Origin of the sequence: Prevotella sp. khp1 (genome assembly GCF_900102205.1) — a bacterium.
Taxonomy (GTDB): Bacteria; Bacteroidota; Bacteroidia; order Bacteroidales; family Bacteroidaceae; genus Prevotella; species Prevotella ruminicola.
Genome location: NZ_FNJZ01000001.1, coordinates 364,448 through 382,614, shown reverse-complemented (window position 1 = coordinate 382,614; position 18,167 = coordinate 364,448). Strand labels below are relative to the sequence as shown.

The window sequence follows — 18,167 nt, the reverse complement described above, 5'->3', positions numbered from 1 at the left end:
TAGGAAGGGTGGGGCCTAAGCCCCAAGCCCTTACCCCTTAGTCTCCAATCGGCTCGTTATGATTTCCGCCGCCACCGGTATTGCCGCCTCCGGTATTGCCACCAGTGTTTCCACCGGTATTACCACCGTTCGATGGCTGGTCGGGATCCTCGATATCGCCGCTATCACCGCTGGTCACGCGCTTCAGAACCTTACCATCCTCGTCCAGACAGGTAATCTGGATGCTGGTATTCTTCAGCTCGTCCTTTACATCCACGTTAGGGGTAAAGATAATGCGACGAACACTGATCAATCCAGACTTTACGTCCTCCAGGTTCTCAACAGCCTTACTGCGAACTCCGAATCGCATGGTACCCAGACCAGGCAGTGGCACAGAGTGACCTTCGGTGGCCCACGTACGGATTACTTCGCCTGCAGCATCCCAAGCTGCCTTAATAACACCTGCAGAGATACCCGAGTGGGTGGCTGCCTCTGCGAACACTTTCTTCTCCTGGATAGGGCTATACAGCTCAGGACGCATAATGAATCGCTTACCAGGTTTGTTGCCGATTTTAAGCTCTCGGCGCTGAGCAATTACTTTAATCGCCATAATTCAATTAGTTTTTAAATAGTTTGTTTGTTAAATATTTTACTTATTCTCGTTTTGTCGCCTTGGTGTGCAGGTTTCAACCACTATTAATACTATCAATTGTTACTATTAATGCGCGCAATTTCTAGATTTAATTCTCACAATTTTTAGCCTTAATGCCGCTGCTCTTACTCTCTCAATTTGACAATGCAAAGGTACGAAAAAATCAGCACATACACAAGCGTTTATTCATTTTATTTTTAATTTATTTCTACATAGATTTACCACTACCGAGTACCTAACGTCCTAACGTTCTAACATTACGAGTTTTCTATTATCCCCATCACCCATCAATACTATCTATAAATATATATTATATATTATATATTATAATATATAATATATAATATATATTCTAATAAGCACGTTAGTTACTACCTAACAAAATACCAAATGTTAGTTTGTTAGGTGGTTAGATGGTTAGGATATTCGTTGAAATGGTGTATGTTTTTTGCTGAAAAAGAGAATGCCATGGGCCCGTCCCTAGACACCTCCAATAAGGTTATCGCAAATTGTGATAATCAGGGATTTGCGGTTGCATTTTGTGACCGCAAAATAGTACAATACTTCAATAGCGGAAGGACGTGCCTTAAAGATACAATCACCATTTTTTCTTCAAATCAGATTTTTTTTGAAAAAAAGAATATCTTTCCCAACTTTTTTATATATTTGTGGCATCTAATCGTTTGATGTATGACAGACAGGCTATATGCAAAATATATGTGGCTGATTTCCACTATCTATGATGCTGGCAAGATTTCGTTTGAAGACATTGCCCGCAAATGGGACGATGCGTATATCAATGATCTGCACCAGCCTCTGAAACTGCGTACCTTCCATAATCATCGAAATGCGATACTGATGCAGTTTGGTGTTGTGATAGAGTGCCAGAGGGGTTCTAACCTATATTATATAGATAATCCTGATGCGCTGGAGAATGATTCTATCAACCAATGGCTGCTTGATTCTTTTGCTGTCAGCAATCTATTGATTGATAATCGAAGTATAAGCGAAAGAATAATGCTGGAAGATGTACCATCTGGTAGGTACTATCTCGAGATTATCACGTCTGCGATGCGTGACAATTATCAGATAGTGATTGATTATGAGGATTTCTTTGGCAATACCATTCAGGGACTAAAGGTTAATCCGTATTTCATCAGACTGTTCAAACGTCGTTGGTATGTGATGGCACTTGTATTGCCTGGAAAAGAGATTCGCCGCTTTGGGCTAGACCGTATAAAGCGTGTGGAAGTTTTGGATTCTAAGTTTAACTATCCAAAGGATTTCTCACCCCAAGATTATTACACGGATTATTATGGTGTATTCCATGATGCAAAGCCTATGACAATAAGATTGAAGGTCTATCGTGAGAAACCAAACTATCTGCGCTCACTCCCTCTGCATCATAGCCAGCGTGAGATAGAGTCAAAAGCTGAATATACCATCTTTGAATACAAGATAGCACCAACCTACGATTTTATTCAAGAGATTCTGAGCCATGGCAACCAGCTGGAAGTGCTCTCGCCAGAAATATTCCGTCAGCAAATCAAGGCAATTATTGAAGAAATGCACGATTTTTATGAATAATTTCTTCTGATATGCAATGGTGTTGCATATTACCCCCATATCTTTGCCATCAAAAAAGAAAAGATATGGCAAATATTGATGAGCTTAAAAGACTGGGTGAAAGGTTCCCCAATAAGAATGTTGGTTGTGGCAATCCTAATGCGAAAATTCTGGTTGTCACGCAAAAAGAAAGAAACGAGGATGTAGATTTCAAGTATCTAAAAAGACTATTTGGAGATTTCCCTGGTCCGAAAGGTAAGTACATGGATGTTCTCACTTATTGCTATTACGTGGTGTACGACGAGGATTTACTGAAGGATCCTTTCTTTGAGCGGTTTCAGGTTATTCAATACGTATTCCCAGACGGCAGCCATTTGCAGGAACACGACCCTGCGAAGTTGTTTGGAATGAAATGGATTTCTGAATGTACAGTTGAGGATAATTTGCAACGAATGTTTATTGCACGAGGTTTTTCACAGGACACAATGATTGAAAGAGTAATGTTCTGTACCTACCCATTCGATATAGTTTCAAGCCACATATTCTGTAGCAATAAACTGCTATTGAATTGGTTCTTGCTTAATGCGGTACTAATATTTTAGTGAATAATTTATCTTATTTTCGAGAAACAATTATTATCTTTGCATCAGATTTCCTAAAAACGAATTATGTATAACTAATAACTAAAAGAAATGATGACTGCAACAGAATTGATGGGACATTATAAAAAAGTCCGCGAAGAAGAAGGTATGAACGGTGGTCTAGGGCTCATAACGAATCCCCAAGCACAAGTTGGAGGGATACTATTGGCAGGATTAAATCCTTCTGGGGAAGGAGATGAAATCCATAATTATATTTGCTGCAAAAGTGATTTTTGGGATCCAAAGCATAATATGATGGGGATTTATGACAAGAAATGCGGATACATAGACCTTTTACCTGTAAGAAATGGCAGGCAGGTCCAGATACATATTGATAATGATTTAAAAAACAGATATCATGGCAGACTTCTTGCACATACAAGAGATTATATTGAAGAATTACAACCGCGTTTGATAATATTCGCAAATTCTGCAAATTATTATTGGGGATTTCGAAAAGAATGGATGGGCTATACATTCAATAAAGTCAAAACACCTTTGGATGGAGAGAGAAAACGATGGAAATTGTTTCAAATAACAGGAATAGAGCCAACAGGTGTAAATCGCTTTGTTCATAACACAAATCTTGTTGGCACCTTCTTCCTTCAATACCGTCAACATAAAGATATGTTTGGTATTCCTGTTCCTAAAGAAAGAGAACTCAGGTTTGTTGATATCCAAACTATTGCAAAATTTATTGATGATGGGTGGGAAAAAACACTATATTAATATGCAGGGTACAATTAAAGAACGATTTGGCATCACGAATTATGGAGCCTTCATAGTTATGAACTATATTATATAGTGATTTTCCACATCTTTGTTAGGAACGATTCACAAGCAGAAGAGTGATTGCCAATCATAAGCCCATAGAAACGAGCTCCGTTTTTGTGGGCTTTGTTTATGAATTCTATTGTGGTTGTGCTTGGTTGTTTGAAGATAAAATCGCTGATAATGAGCATATTTGCCAAGGAATAGTATGTTTGGCGGAGCGTGGCTAGTGCTTCATTTAGCATCGCTTCAGGTGATGTCACCCCTGTAAATCGATTACTGAGAAACTGGTTTAGCGTTCGCCAGTTACTATGTTGAAGATGGTTGCGCCAAGGTGCGATATCGTAAAACCGGTCTGCTCATGATCTAACGTCCTAACATCCTAACAAACTAACATTACGAAAATGGAACAGATAGTACAGTTAAACAGTAAAGCAAACCTCTCCGAGCACTTCTTGCTCGGGGAGTTCACCAGGAGCAAGTATCCTGAAGTGTATAACATCCCAAGCCATGAGGCGATTGCTAATATGAAGCGATTGTGTGTTTGGCTTGAAGTATTAAGAGAGCGTGTAGGGCACTCGATTATTATCAACTCTGGTTATCGATCACCGCAGTTAAATCGTAAGGTTGGTGGAGCACCCACCAGTAATCACTTAACGGGCTGTGCAGTAGATATCCGCACCAATGGTATGGAACAGGCAATAGAATATGCTGCTATTTTGATAGCCTACGCTAAAGAATCAGCACAGGACTATGACGAACTGTTGATAGAAAAGAATCGCTATGGTGCCATCTGGCTGCACTTTGCAGTGCGACCTAAAGAAAACAGAAGAAAGGTAGCATTTATACAAGCGTAGATAAGTAACGTTATCAGCACCATTCTTTTAGGGTGCTGATGACGTTGAGGATGTGATCGCGGTGGGGGATGACGCGCTCGTTGAAGAGCTGCTGGCACTGCTGGATAACAGCCTCGGGGAAGGAGTCGCTGAGGGCAAGCCAACTGTAGTTGCGGACGTTTGCCACAGCGGCTATCTGCTGCTTGCGAAGGGCAATGATATCAGCAGGCTGGCCCTCGAAATAATAGTCGATAGTCAGATCGAACAACTGTTCGCCTAACTTGCGTGGCATGCCGATGACGGCCTCGTAATCGCCAACAAACAGAATCAGCGACGAATAGGCGTGTGCCAGGTCGAGCACAGGATGGCCGTAGCCTACTTCGCCCATATCGATGAGCATGAGTTCGTCGCCCTGTACCATGGCATTCTTGGCCTGCAGGTCGAGATGCAGCAAGCGATTGCCTGCGGGCACGGCATCGAGAATCTGGAGTAACAGGTCGATGTTTTCTTGCGAAAAATACCGACGGATATGTAGAACTTGTTTGCGTTCGTGCTCGAGGGCATTGGGCACACAGCTATCGGCTGGCACCTGGATGGCGTGCAGTTGGCGGAACAGGTTGGCATACATGCGGGCATACTCGTGGATACGCTCGGGATGGTGCATGATGAGCGAACTGAGGGTGTCGGCATGGAGCAACTCGTAAACCAGACCGTACTGCGCGCCCACCTTGACAATATCGAACGAAATGGCGGTAGGCATACCCATCACAAAGGCCTCTTTCGACATGGTAATCTCGTTGCGCACCTCGTCGATGGTGGTGCCATCGCGGAACACCTTGATGATGGTGTCGTCGTTGTAACGATAAACGGTGCCTACACCGCCCACACCGAGGATCTCACAACCCTCGATACTCATCTGGCGTAGGGCGCGTTCTACGCACATTATCTTTACAAAACCAGTCATGTTAAGCACGTCGTAAACGTCGGCATTAACCTCAACGAGTTTGAAATTCTTATATTGTTTGGTTAGCGAAAGCAGGATGCGCAAGCCCGAACTCGACACGTATTCGAGCTCCGCGGCATTAACTGTAACACTAAGGATGGGGCTTTGGGCTGACAAAAACTGATTGATTTCGGTTTGTGTCTGCATGGCACTCGAGGTGTCGAGTCGTCCACAAAGTGTAATAATGGCGTGACCTTCGTTATTGGTAAATTGTAGCGTCATATTGTTTATGTTTTTAGTTATCACTTTGCAAAGATAGAAAAAAAAGTATAAACATCCAAGCATTTTCGAAAAAAGTGAGTACCTTTGCACCCAAATACATTATATAATGATTAACGAATATCAGATTAGAGTAAAGCCGGAGGTAGCGGCGCAGGAGGATAGACTGAAAGCGTATCTGGGCGATGAGTATGGACTGAACCCAGGCGATATTAAGGGTGTACGCATACTGAAACGCAGCATTGATGCGCGCCAGCGACAGATATACGTGAACCTGAAGGTGCGCACATATGTGAACGAACTGCCTACCGACGACGAATACCAGCACACGGAATATCCAAACGTTGAGGGTAAGCCACAGGTAATAGTGGTTGGAGCAGGTCCTGGAGGACTGTTTGCTGCCCTGCGCCTGATAGAGTTGGGTTTGCGCCCGATTGTATTGGAGCGCGGTAAGAACGTGCACGACCGTAAGAAGGATTTGGCCAACATCAGCCGCACGCAGCAGGTTGACGGTGAGAGTAACTACTGCTTTGGTGAGGGTGGTGCTGGTGCCTATAGCGACGGTAAACTGTACACACGCAGCAAAAAGCGTGGTAATATCGAGAAAATTCTGAATGTGTTCTGTCAGCATGGTGCCTCGACGGCTATCCTGGCCGATACGCATCCGCATATTGGTACCGACCGATTGCCAAAAGTGATCGAAGCGATGCGAAATACCATCATTAACTGCGGTGGCGAGGTGCACTTCCAGACCAAGATGACGCGTTTGATCATTGAACATGGACCGTTCTTGCCTTGCAAGCCAGCAAAGCTGGAGCGGACCATTGACCATTTGGATAGAGTGGTAGGTGTGGAAGCTGTATCTGCGAACGGACAATTAGAATTCCGTGGACCTGTAATTCTTGCTACGGGACACTCGGCACGTGATGTTTACCGCTATCTGGCTGAAGCTAAGATTGAGATTGAGGCCAAGGGTATTGCCGTAGGCGTGCGACTGGAGCACCCAAGCATGCTGATTGACCAGATACAGTATCATAATAAACAAGGTAGGGGCCGATGGTTGCCTGCTGCCGAGTACTCGATGGTGACACAGGTGGATGGGCGAGGCGTTTACTCGTTCTGCATGTGCCCTGGTGGATTCGTGATTCCTGCGGCTACCGATAAGGAGCAGATTGTGGTGAACGGTATGAGTCCTGCCAACCGAGGAACAGCCTGGAGTAACTCTGGTATGGTAGTGGAAGTGCGCCCAGAGGATCTGGAAAATGTAAAAATGGAAGAATTTAACAATGTAAAAATTGAAAATAAGGCATTACAGGTGATGGCGTTTCAGGAGCAGCTGGAGAAGATGTGCTGGCAGCAGGGCAATATGAAGCAGACGGCACCGGCACAGCGTATGGTCGACTTTGTGAACGGCAAGCTGAGCTACGATCTGCCAAAATCGTCGTACGCGCCAGGATTGATATCGAGTCCGCTGCACTTCTGGTTGCCTAAGATGATTTCGCACCGACTGCAGCAGGGCTTTAAGGCATTCGGAAAGAGTGCGCACGGATTCCTGACCAACGAGGCGGTGATGATTGCTGTTGAGACACGTACATCGAGTCCGGTGCGAATTGTTCGCGATAAGGAAACGCTGCAACATGTTCAGATTCAGGGACTTTTCCCATGTGGCGAAGGTGCCGGTTATGCAGGCGGTATTGTGAGCGCCGGTGTGGATGGCGAGCGCTGCGCCGAAGCTGCTGCTCAATATATTTCTAGCAACGGACAATAGGACTGAAGGAGATGATTGAGGGAAAACATCCTTAAGTCGTGTAATCCGTTGCAAAAAAAACGTAAAAAGGTTTGGAACTTCCAAATCTTTTTTTTATATTTGCAGCATAAAATAAGAATGAATCTATTAACTAAAAATTTGGAACGATATGAATAAGGATGAGAAATTTGTGATTACGATCAGTCGCCAGTTTGGTACCGGCGGACACGAGATCGGAGCTGAGATTGCCCGTAGGTTAGGTGTTAAGTTGCTCGATAAGCAGATTTTGAACGAGGTGGCTAAACGCATACCTGTAGTAGAGGATGCCATGGAAAAGATTGAGGCACGCAATCCCTTGTGGCGCGACGATTTTACCAATTTTTATCGCAACTACATGGCTAAGGCAGAGTACGACGGAGCTGAGCAGGATCAGACCAGTCATGAGCTGTTTGATGCCCAGTGCGCCGCCATTAAGCAGATAGCCCAGAAAGAGAGTTGTGTGATTGTGGGTCGCTGCGGATTCTACATCTTCAAGGATCACCCCAATGCACTCAAGATTTTTGTGCACAGCTCGGAGGATTGTCGTAAGCGCCGCATAGCCGAAAAATACGGACTTGACCTGCGCGATGCCGCCGCCATGGTGGTGGATAACGACTATAGTCGTGAGTTATATACTAAGACATATACAGGCTGCGAATGGTTCGACGCGCGCAACTACGACATCAGCCTGGATGTGCGAAAATTCGGTATAAACGGCGCTGTAGATTTTTTAATGAAGTGTATTGAGTAGATTTTGCAGGAAAAATTTGTGTAAATACCAATTTTTTACTACCTTTGCACCTTGAAATTTCGAAGATAGTAATTACTAAAGAATTGGTATAATGAATATTTCCTACAAATGGTTGAAGGAATACGTTGATTTCGACCTGACTGCACAGCAGGTGGCCGATGCTCTGACATCGACAGGTTTGGAAGTCGACGCATTGGAAGAAGTACAGAGTATTAAAGGCGGTCTGAAGGGCCTGTACGTGGGTAAGGTGCTTACCTGCGAGGCTCATCCTAACTCAGACCATCTGCATGTAACAACGGTTGACCTGGGCAAGGGTGAGCCATCGCAGATTGTGTGCGGTGCGCCTAACGTAGCCGCTGGTCAGAAGGTGATTGTGGCCGATTTGGGCTGCGTGCTTTACGATGGCGATAAGGAGTTTGTGATTAAGAAGAGCAAGCTGCGCGGCGTAGAGAGCAACGGTATGATCTGTGCCGAGGACGAGATTGGCGTAGGTACCAGTCACGACGGTATTATCGTATTGCCCGAGGATGCTGTAGTGGGCACACCTGCTGCAGAGTACTACAACCTGGAGAGTGACTGGCTGATTGAGGTTGATATCACCGCCAACCGCGCTGATGGACTGAGCCACTGGGGTGTGGCACGCGACTTGTATGCCTGGCTGAAGAGCAATGGCTACGAGACCAAGATGCACCGTCCCGACTGCTCGAAGTTTACTGTTGACAATCACGACCTGCCCATCGAGGTTAAAATTGAGAACACTGAGGCCTGCAAGCGCTATGCCTGCGTAAGCATCAGCGACTGTGAGGTAAAGGAGAGTCCCGACTGGCTGAAGAACAAGCTGAACACCATCGGACTGCGCCCCATCAACAATATCGTGGATATCACCAACTACGTGATGATGGCTTACGGACAGCCTCTGCATACCTTTGATGCCGACATGGTAAAGGGTCATCAGATAGTAGTAAAGACCATGCCCGAGGGCACTCCATTCCAGACACTGGATGGCGAGGAGCACAAGCTGAGCGACCGCGATCTGGCTATCTGCAATGCCGAGGACCCCATGTGTATTGCCGGTGTATTCGGCGGTAAGGGTAGCGGTACTTACGAGACCACCAAGAACGTAGTGCTTGAGAGTGCCTACTTCCACCCAACATGGATCCGTAAGAGCGCACGCCGCCACGGACTGAGCACCGATGCCAGCTTCCGTTTTGAGCGTGGTGTTGATCCCAATGGTACCATCTACGCCCTGCAGCAGGCTGCTATCCTGTGTAAGGAGCTGGCTGGCGGTAAGGTGAGCATGGAGATTGTGGACGTATATCCCGAGAAGATGGAGAACGCCGTAGTAGATCTCTCATATCAGTATGTTCACGACCTGGTTGGTAAGGAGATTCCTACCGATAAGATCAAGGCTATCTGTGAGAGTCTGGAGATGAAGGTGCTCGAGGAGACTGCCGAGGGCCTGAAGCTGGAGATTCCTGCTTACCGTGTGGACGTTACCCGTCCTTGCGATGTAGTAGAGGATATCCTGCGTATCTACGGATATAATAATGTAGAGATTCCAACCCAGCTGAAGGGAAGCCTCGTGATTAAGGGCGATGAGGACCAGAAGCATAAGCTGGCTAACATCGTAAGCGAGCAGCTGGTAGGCGAGGGATTCAACGAAATCCTGAACAACTCGCTCACCAAGGGTGCTTACTACGAGGGACGTAATGCCTACGCTGCCGAGAACTGCGTAAAGATTATGAATCCACTGAGTACCGACCTGAACGTGATGCGCCAGACACTGCTGTTCGGTGGACTTGAGAGCGTACAGCACAATGTGAACCGCAAGCGTGCTAACCTGCGTTTCTTCGAGTTCGGTAACGTATATACATTTGATCCCGAGAAGGCTAACCTCGACGATCCTATGCAGGCTTACAAGGAGCAGTATCATGCTGCCCTGTGGCTCACAGGTAAGCGCGTAGAGGGCAGCTGGGCGCACGCTAACGAGGAGAGCAGCTTCTACGAGTTGAGCGCCTACGTTGAGAATATTCTGCGCCGTATCGGTGTTAAGCCCGGTATGATTGTTCGCAAGAAAAGCGAGAACGATATCTTCTCTGCCGGTCTCACCATCGAGAACCGTGGTGGTAAGAAGCTCATCGAGATGGGTATCATTACCAAGAAGCTGCTGAAGCAGTTCGGACTGGATGCACCTGTATTCTATGCCGAGCTGAACTGGACCGCGCTGATGAAGGTGATTAAGAAGAACGAGGTACTTTACACTGAGGTGCCCAAGTTCCCAGCCGTTAGTCGCGACCTGGCCCTGTTGGTTGACAACAGCGTAGAGTTTGCCCAGATTGAGCAGATTGCCCGCGCAACAGAGAAGAAGCTGCTGAAGAAGGTTGAGTTGTTTGACGTTTACGAGGGCGACAAGCTGCCTGCTGGCAAGAAGAGCTACGCCGTGAACTTTATCCTTCAGGATGAGGAGAAGACCATGGGCGACAAACAGATCGAGGCCATCATGAACAAGCTCATCGCACAGCTGAAAAAGCAGCTGAATGCAGAACTGCGCTAATATTTACATTTTTACATTTTTGAATTTTTAAATTTAAATAAGTATATGGGAAGAGCATTTGAATATCGTAAAGCTACAAAGCTGAAGCGATGGGGCCACATGGCCAAGACATTTACAAAGATTGGTAAGCAGATTGCTATTGCCGTGAAGGCAGGCGGTCCAGAGCCAGAGAACAACCCCGCGCTGCGTGCTATCATTGCCAACGCTAAGCGCGAGAACATGCCAAAGGACAACATTGAGCGTGCTATCAAGAACGCTATGGGTAAGGACCAGAGCGATTACAAGGAAGTAACTTACGAGGGATACGGACCTCACGGAATCGCTATCTTTGTTGAGACACTGACCGACAACACCACACGTACTGTAGGTGACGTTCGTTCGGTATTCAACAAGTTCAACGGTAACCTGGGTACACAGGGTTCGCTCTCATTCCTGTTCGACCACAAGAGCGTATTTACCTTTAAGAAGAAGGACGGTCTGGATATGGACGAGATGATCCTGGACCTGATCGACTACGGCGTAGAGGATGAGTACGACGAGGACGAGGAGGAGAACAGCATCACTATCTATGCCGATCCTTCAAGCTTCAGCGCTGTGCAGAAGCACCTTGAGGAGAACGGTTTCGAGGTTACTGGTGCTGAGTTCACCCGCATTCCTAACGACCTGAAGGACGTTACAGCCGAGCAGCGTGAGACTATCGACAAGATGGTTGAGAAGCTGGAGGACTTTGACGACGTTCAGACCGTTTACACAAACATGAAACCTGAAGAGGTTGCTGAATAAAAAAAGAATTCCCTCGCCAACTGGCGGGGGAATTTTATTTTAATAATCCTTTTCTGTGAAAACCACATCAAGCAGAATCTTCTTAGGATCCTTGCTGGAGCGGTAGGTGTATGCAAAGCGGTACTTGGCATCTTTATACACCTTAACGGCTGTAGCGTTCTTAAGGCCCTGCTTAAGCACGTTAACGGCATCAACATCCTTCAATGCCTGCTCCTCGTCGGCCACGCCCGTAAGCTTATAATAATAATGTATGGTGTGCGTAGCGCGTTCGAAAACCAGACTGTCGATCACTGTGTTCTCATCGATGGCTGTGGGGCAATGCTTGCGCGTGTACTCCTTGGCATCGCGCTCGCAGCGGTCCTCCAAACTCTCCTGACAAGCGCTAAATAACAGGGCTATCATACCCAATATCCAAAACTTTTTCATAACGAATGCTATTTTTTGCCTGCAAAGATACAAAAAAAAGCAAAATTATGTGATTTCTGAGAGTTTTTTTGTAATTTTGCAGTCTAAAGCATAGAATCTACAATGAATCATATAAGAAATTTCTGCATCATCGCCCACATCGATCACGGCAAATCTACTCTGGCTGACAGACTGCTGGAGTACACTAAGACTATACAGGTGACCGAGGGACAGATGCTCGACGATATGGACTTGGAGCGTGAACGTGGTATTACGATTAAGAGTCACGCTATCCAGATGGAATACACTTACAAGGGAGAGAAATACATACTGAACCTGATTGACACTCCGGGACACGTCGACTTTTCGTACGAGGTGAGCCGTTCTATCGCTGCCTGCGAGGGTGCGCTGCTGGTGGTGGATGCCACACAGGGTGTACAGGCACAGACTATCTCGAATCTCTATATGGCCATCGACCATAACCTGGAGATTATCCCTGTAATCAATAAGATTGATATGCCCAGCGCCATGCCCGATGAGGTGGAAGATGAGATTATCGACCTGATTGGCTGCGATCGCGAGGATATTATCCGTGCTTCGGGTAAGACCGGCGAAGGCGTTGAAGAGATACTGAACGCTGTTGTTGAGAAGATTCCGCACCCAGTGGGCGACGAGAAGGCTCCGCTGCAGGCGCTCATTTTCGACTCGGTATTCAACTCGTTCCGCGGTATCATCGCTTACTTCAAGATTGTGAACGGCTCTATCAAGAGCGGCGACCACGTGAAGTTCTTTAATACCGGTATGGAGTACGATGCCGACGAGATTGGTGTGCTGAAGATGGATATGATTCCCCGCAAAGAGCTGAAGACAGGCGATGTGGGTTACATCATCAGCGGTATCAAGAACTCGAGAGAGGTAAAGGTGGGTGATACCATCACACACGTGGCTACCCCTTGCGACAAGGCCATCGAGGGCTTCCAGGAGGTTAAACCTATGGTGTTTGCTGGTGTTTATCCTATCGATCCTACCGATTACGAGAACCTGCGTGCATCGCTCGAAAAGCTGCAGCTTAACGATGCATCGCTCACATTCATGCCCGAGAGCTCGGTAGCCTTGGGATTCGGTTTCCGTTGCGGATTCCTCGGACTGTTGCACATGGAGATTATCCAGGAGCGACTGGACCGCGAGTTTGATATGGACGTGATTACCACCGTGCCCAACGTAAGCTATATGTGCTACACCAAGCAGGGTGAGGTGAAAGAGGTTCACAACCCAAGCGGACTGCCCGATCAGACGATGATCGACCATATTGAGGAGCCATATATCCGTGCATCGATCATTACCGCTGCCGATTATATCGGTCCGATCATGACGCTGTGTCTGGATAAGCGCGGCGAGCTGCTGGATCAGCAGTACGTGAGCGGTAACCGCATTGAGCTGCACTTTATGCTGCCTCTGGGCGAAATCGTGATCGACTTCTATGATAAACTTAAGTCGGTATCAAAGGGATACGCTTCGTTCGATTACCACATCGACGGTTTCCGTCCCTCGAAACTGGCTAAGCTCGATATTCTGTTGAATGGTGAGCCTGTGGATGCCCTGAGCACCCTGACACACCAGGACAACGCTGTGACCTTTGGTCGCCGTATGTGTGAGAAGCTGAAGGAGCTGATTCCACGTCAGCAGTTCGACATCGCCATCCAGGCTGCCATCGGTGCTAAGATTATTGCCCGCGAAACCGTTAAGCAGGTGCGTAAGGATGTTACCGCCAAGTGTTATGGTGGCGACGTGAGTCGTAAGCGTAAACTGCTGGAGAAACAGAAGCGAGGCAAGAAGCGTATGAAGCAGATTGGTAACGTGGAGGTGCCACAGAAGGCCTTCCTCGCAGTATTGAAATTGGACTAAAAACAAACAATAATCTATGGCAAATGTTAGCTTGACAACCCGAGACGTGGCACGAGAACTGGCCCGTCGATACAGTACAATGACGCACGAAGAGCTCGACCTGCTGGAGAGCATTCTCGTACCGATGAAGTTCGCTAAGAACGAACTCATCCTGAAGGAGGGCGAGGTATGTACCAATATCTACTGGGTGGTACGTGGACTGGTGCGCCAGTTTTATTTCAAGAATGACAAGGAACTGACCGAATATATGGCCACCGAGAACTCGATCGTGATGTGTATCGAGAGCTTGTTCCGTGAGCAGCCTTCGCAGTTGCAGATCAAGGCCCTGGAACCTACTATCCTGATTGCGCTGCCTAAGGCTGACCTGGAGGCTGTGGCTATGAAGAGCGTGAACATCCAGATTCTGTATCGTAAGATTCTGGAGGAGAGCCTTATCCTGAGTCAGCACCACGCTGATATGCTGCGCTTTGAGAGTGCACAGGACCGCTACCAGAAGCTGGTAAAGAATCAGCCACAGCTGGTACTGCGTGCACCGCTGGTATATATCGCCAGCTACCTGCAGATGACACCAGAGACACTGTCGCGTGTGCGTACAGCGGCTCTGATGGAAAAATAAGTAAGTTATAAATTAATGCTTAGTTAAATACAATGAGTTATCAATACATTTTGGTAACTCATTTTCGTAATGTGTTACGTAGATGAGCGTGCGCTCGGGATTCTCGAACATATAACGGTCCACAATCGTCTTAACCAGATTGCGGTTGCACAGATCCAAACCGTGTAGGGGCTCGTCGAGAATCAACAGGTCGGGACTCTTTACAAAGGCACGTGCCAGCAGTACCAGGCGCTGTTCGCCGCTCGACATCTCAAGGAACTTGCGGTCGGCCAGGTGCTTAATGCCAAACAGGTTCATCCACTCAATACACAAATCCTTTTCCTGCTTGGTGGGGCGGGCATACAGGCCTACGGTATCTTTCAGGCCGCTGGCCACAATCTGTATGGCGGGGATGTTCTGCTTATAGCTGCGGTGCATCTCGGGCGAAATGTAACCGATATGTTTCTTGATATCCCAGATACTCTCGCCGCTGCCACGCCTGTGGCCAAACAGTGAGATATCATTGGCATAAGCCTGAGGATTATCGGCACAAACCAGCGAGAGTAGGGTAGATTTACCGGCACCGTTCTGACCCGACAGCGACCAGTGCTCGCCTTTGAGCACCACCCAGTTCAAATCCTTCAGGATGGTACGCTCGCCGTATTGGATGGTAACGTTGTTGAACTTGATAATTTCCTGTGGCATTGGGGGAATTACCTCAGGCTTTTTCAGGAGAATGGCGTGCGGACAGTGCTCGATGGGGAAGCTGGTCTTTACCTGGATGTCCTGCACAAAGCGCAGATCAACCATTTTAATTACACGGTTTACAAACTCGGGTATCTCGTCCATCTTCGAGAGCACTAAAATCATCTGCATGTCCTGTTCGGCAGCCAGCGTGGTGAGCAGCTGTTTTACCTGGTCGCGGGTCTCGGCATCAAGACCGATAAACGGGTTCTCGATAATCAGCACCTTGGGTTTGGTAAACAGGTTTGATGCCAACTTGTATTTGCGCAGTTCGCCGCTACTCAGCAGGATAATATATTTGTCGAGCAGTTCGTTAAGGTGGAACAACTCGTACAGATGCTTCTGGAAGTCACGACGCTTTGGGGTGTCGGGGCCCGACAGCAGGAAAGCCTCTTCGAGCTTGCTGCCAACGGTAGGTGTTTCCTCGTCGATCTCCATCTGGTTCCAACGCTGCTGCAGAAAGTATGTACGATCGTTGTCACCACCGTAGGTATCACGGAACGTAATGTGTTTCAAGTTGTTATATGGTTCGGTGAACGAATAGCTTATCTGGTCGGGGTATACGGGATGCTTGCCGGTAATCATATCTACCAACATACTCTTACCGCCGCCGTTACGGCCCACAATAGCCACGTGCTCGCCCTTGTCGAGGTGGAAGTTTACAGGCTCGGCCAAACGCCATTCTGGCTTACGTGCGGTTGCATTCTTTAGTTCAATCGTCTTCATGCTTTCTCTTTTCTCTTAGATACTTTATCCTGGTTCTTGTTGATGAAATCCTTCCAGCCACGGTATTTTACGTCGCTTTCGGGGCGCCCCATCTGCAGGAAATGGCAATAGGCAGCAGCAAGCGCATCAGTAGCGTCCATATACTTACCCATCTCGTCGTTGGGAATCTTCAGCAGGCGTTGTAACATACCTGCCACCTGTTCTTTCGAGGCACCACCATTACCGGTAAGCGCCATCTTGATTTTCATGGGGGCATACTCGTGTATGGGAACGCCGTGGTGCACAGCAGCAGCTATCGCAGTGCCCTGAGCACGTCCCAGCTTCAGCATCGACTGCACGTTCTTACCAAAGAACGGGGCCTCGATAGCCATCTCGTCGGGTAGGAACCCATCGATGATGCCGGTAACACGTTCGAAGATATGACCCAGCTTGAGATAGGCATCAGGAAACTTGCGCAAATCGATAACACCCATCGTCATCATCTGCGCCTTTCCATCCACCACCTTCAGCAGTCCGTAACCCATTAAATTGGTTCCGGGGTCAATCCCAAGTATGATCTTTTCCATTTCCGAGTGCAAAGTTAACTAAAATTGTTCGGAAAATGGCTATTTTATCGAAAAAATGTGTACCTTTGCGGGCAAAAATAGTAAAAACTGTAAGAATATACCAATGAAAAAGAGATATATCACTATAACAATGATGCTGGCAGTGGTGCTGGCATCGTGTCGTTTTGGTAGGGGCGACGAGAAAATAGAGCTCACACCAGAGCAGATGCGACTGGAAAAAATAAGCAGAATCGATACCACTTCGCTGCGTGCGGTACTGAATCCCGACTCGATTGAGGGTCGCACCAAGCTGGATTCGCTCACCGCTGATGCGTGGATGCTGGTAGATGACTCTACGGGCATTGTGATTAGCGAGAAATGTGGTTTTGAGCGTCGCTATATGGCCTCGATCACCAAGATGATGACCGCCCTGATTGCGCTTGAGAAGGGTAATCTGAGCGACAGTATCGATATCACCGAGGATGTGTTTATCAATCGCGATTCGCGTGTACGATTGGGACAGGGCTACGTGATGTTAGACCTGATTTACGAGATGATGATGATAAGCGATAACGATGCAGCCTACGCGCTGGCCAAGCATGTGGGTGGCGACACGCTGCGATTCTACGACCTGATGAACCAGAAGGCGCAGTATTTAGGGATGGACAGCACGCACTTTGCCAACCCTAACGGTATGCCTAACGATAATAACTTCAGTAGCGCTGCCGACTTGGTAAAGCTGGCCCGTTACGCCATGCGCGACACCATGTTTGCCAGCATTGTGGGCACCGCCGAGAAAGCCGTCCCGCTGACCGATGGGCGCCATATGGACTGTAGGAACTCAAATGCCCTGCTGCACACTTACGAGGGCTGTATCGGCATTAAAACGGGTTATACGCGTCAGGCTGGTTACTGTCTGGCCTCATCGGCTACCCGCAACGGACACACGCTGTATCTGGTGTTGCTGAACAGCAGACGACATGCGACACGATTCACCGAATCGGCCGCATTACTGGATTATGGGTTCCGTGTGATGGATGCTTACACCCAGCGCATCAACGCCCAATAAACTCAAAGTGCTGGTAATCCTTTTTGTTTTTCCATGCACCGCCCCAGCTAAAGCCGTATTTTGTGAATAGTTTGTAACACAAATCGTTACGGGTAATCTTGTACGGGAAATCAGCCGCGCGGTTAACATACTTCTTGGCAGTTGCAGGTTCTACAATCTGGCTGCCATCTTTTTTGCTATAGCGTACGTAGGGGTTGTATAGCGTATTGATATCTACGGCCAAGCCACGGGCATGTTTCGACAGGTTCTTGGAACCTGAGATGTTGCGATAACAGAAACAGCTGGTGTTGTTGGCACGCATCTGGCGCTCGTCGTCGGCATCGTACACATCGGGCAGGCGCATCTGCTGGATGGGGTAGTGGGCCTTGTACAGCTCGCGGAATATGGTCAACAGCTTATCGGCTATCAGCTTGTTACAAATCATCTCGCCCACATGGGTGCGTCCTTCCAAATCTACATGCGAAATCCTCAGGTAGCGCAAGTCGCTACGCTTGATGTAAGGATTATCGTGCCAGGTTTTGCCCTGCATGGTTTGCCATACGCTATCGGGAATAGCTGTAGAGGTGAAAATCTGGCTTTGCGCACCTAAAGTGCAGCAAAGCCAGAATACGAATGTTGTGAGTAGTTGCTTCATTTT

At 47.5% G+C, this 18,167-nt stretch carries 17 protein-coding genes; 11 read left to right on the top strand and 6 right to left on the bottom strand.

Annotation, left to right across the window (positions count from 1 at the left end; all coding sequences use genetic code 11):
• Positions 1–37: 37 nt before the first annotated feature.
• Entirely contained in the window at positions 38–589 is a 552-nt protein-coding gene (locus BLR73_RS01700; RefSeq protein ID WP_091858231.1) for an HU family DNA-binding protein, read from the bottom strand.
• Positions 590–1,321: 732 nt separating this feature from the next.
• Here BLR73_RS01700 and BLR73_RS01690 point away from each other — a divergent pair.
• The 4 genes from BLR73_RS01690 to BLR73_RS01670 all read left to right on the top strand — a co-directional run bounded on the left by BLR73_RS01690 (position 1,322) and on the right by BLR73_RS01670 (position 4,466).
• Entirely contained in the window at positions 1,322–2,218 is an 897-nt protein-coding gene (locus BLR73_RS01690) for a WYL domain-containing protein (protein ID WP_091858227.1), read from the top strand.
• A 65-nt stretch (positions 2,219–2,283) separates the two neighbouring features.
• Positions 2,284–2,799, top strand: a complete 516-nt coding sequence (locus BLR73_RS01685) for a hypothetical protein (RefSeq protein WP_091858225.1) — start codon at positions 2,284–2,286, stop codon at positions 2,797–2,799.
• 90 nt (positions 2,800–2,889) lie between these two features.
• Complete coding sequence (locus BLR73_RS01680) at positions 2,890–3,567, top strand: hypothetical protein (RefSeq protein WP_091858223.1); 678 nt, start codon at positions 2,890–2,892, stop codon at positions 3,565–3,567.
• Positions 3,568–4,013: 446 nt separating this feature from the next.
• Positions 4,014–4,466, top strand: coding sequence for a YcbK family protein (locus BLR73_RS01670; RefSeq protein ID WP_091858218.1), 453 nt, complete (start codon positions 4,014–4,016; stop codon positions 4,464–4,466).
• Positions 4,467–4,479: 13 nt separating this feature from the next.
• Here BLR73_RS01670 and BLR73_RS01665 read toward each other — a convergent pair whose 3' ends face one another.
• Positions 4,480–5,670 (bottom strand): phosphotransferase, encoded by a 1,191-nt coding sequence (locus tag BLR73_RS01665; protein ID WP_176763587.1) that lies wholly within the window; start codon positions 5,668–5,670, stop codon positions 4,480–4,482.
• Positions 5,671–5,776: 106 nt separating this feature from the next.
• Here BLR73_RS01665 and BLR73_RS01660 point away from each other — a divergent pair, with 106 nt between their 5' ends.
• The 4 genes from BLR73_RS01660 (at position 5,777) to BLR73_RS01645 (ending at position 11,541) form a co-directional block, all read left to right on the top strand.
• The gene (locus BLR73_RS01660; protein WP_091858212.1) at positions 5,777–7,435 is read left to right on the top strand and encodes an NAD(P)/FAD-dependent oxidoreductase; all 1,659 of its coding nucleotides are present in this window, start codon (positions 5,777–5,779) and stop codon (positions 7,433–7,435) included.
• A gap of 148 nt (positions 7,436–7,583) precedes the next feature.
• Positions 7,584–8,204 carry a cytidylate kinase-like family protein gene (locus BLR73_RS01655; protein ID WP_041385660.1) on the top strand — a complete coding sequence of 207 codons (621 nt, stop codon included), beginning with the start codon at positions 7,584–7,586 and terminating at the stop codon, positions 8,202–8,204.
• 91 nt (positions 8,205–8,295) lie between these two features.
• On the top strand, positions 8,296–10,758 hold the full coding sequence (pheT, locus tag BLR73_RS01650; RefSeq protein WP_091858208.1) for a phenylalanine--tRNA ligase subunit beta: 2,463 nt from the start codon (positions 8,296–8,298) through the stop codon (positions 10,756–10,758).
• Positions 10,759–10,803: 45 nt separating this feature from the next.
• Positions 10,804–11,541, top strand: a complete 738-nt coding sequence (locus BLR73_RS01645; protein ID WP_013065643.1) for a YebC/PmpR family DNA-binding transcriptional regulator — start codon at positions 10,804–10,806, stop codon at positions 11,539–11,541.
• 39 nt (positions 11,542–11,580) lie between these two features.
• Here the strand turns inward: BLR73_RS01645 and BLR73_RS01640 are convergent, their stop codons facing one another.
• Positions 11,581–11,967, bottom strand: coding sequence for a hypothetical protein (locus tag BLR73_RS01640; RefSeq protein WP_033150832.1), 387 nt, complete (start codon positions 11,965–11,967; stop codon positions 11,581–11,583).
• A gap of 102 nt (positions 11,968–12,069) precedes the next feature.
• Here BLR73_RS01640 and lepA point away from each other — a divergent pair, with 102 nt between their 5' ends.
• Entirely contained in the window at positions 12,070–13,851 is a 1,782-nt protein-coding gene (gene lepA, locus BLR73_RS01635) for a translation elongation factor 4 (RefSeq protein WP_013064625.1), read from the top strand.
• Between the two features lie 16 nt (positions 13,852–13,867).
• Entirely contained in the window at positions 13,868–14,467 is a 600-nt protein-coding gene (locus tag BLR73_RS01630; protein ID WP_033150833.1) for a Crp/Fnr family transcriptional regulator, read from the top strand.
• 12 nt (positions 14,468–14,479) lie between these two features.
• Here the strand turns inward: BLR73_RS01630 and BLR73_RS01625 are convergent, their stop codons facing one another.
• Both BLR73_RS01625 and ruvC read right to left on the bottom strand, forming a co-directional pair.
• A complete protein-coding gene (locus BLR73_RS01625; RefSeq protein WP_091858206.1) occupies positions 14,480–15,916 on the bottom strand; it encodes an ATP-binding cassette domain-containing protein in 1,437 nt (478 codons plus the stop codon).
• Complete coding sequence (gene ruvC, locus BLR73_RS01620; protein ID WP_013064900.1) at positions 15,913–16,482, bottom strand: crossover junction endodeoxyribonuclease RuvC; 570 nt, start codon at positions 16,480–16,482, stop codon at positions 15,913–15,915. Before ruvC ends, BLR73_RS01625 begins: the two co-directional genes overlap by 4 nt.
• Before the next feature lie 103 nt (positions 16,483–16,585).
• Here ruvC and BLR73_RS01615 point away from each other — a divergent pair, with 103 nt between their 5' ends.
• The gene (locus tag BLR73_RS01615) at positions 16,586–17,530 is read left to right on the top strand and encodes a D-alanyl-D-alanine carboxypeptidase family protein (RefSeq protein ID WP_074832535.1); all 945 of its coding nucleotides are present in this window, start codon (positions 16,586–16,588) and stop codon (positions 17,528–17,530) included.
• On the opposite strand, the gene BLR73_RS01610 is transcribed toward BLR73_RS01615, so the two are convergent.
• Positions 17,517–18,164 carry a M15 family metallopeptidase gene (locus tag BLR73_RS01610; protein WP_091858203.1) on the bottom strand — a complete coding sequence of 216 codons (648 nt, stop codon included), beginning with the start codon at positions 18,162–18,164 and terminating at the stop codon, positions 17,517–17,519. The genes BLR73_RS01615 and BLR73_RS01610 overlap by 14 nt on opposite strands.
• Positions 18,165–18,167: the final 3 nt, after the last annotated feature.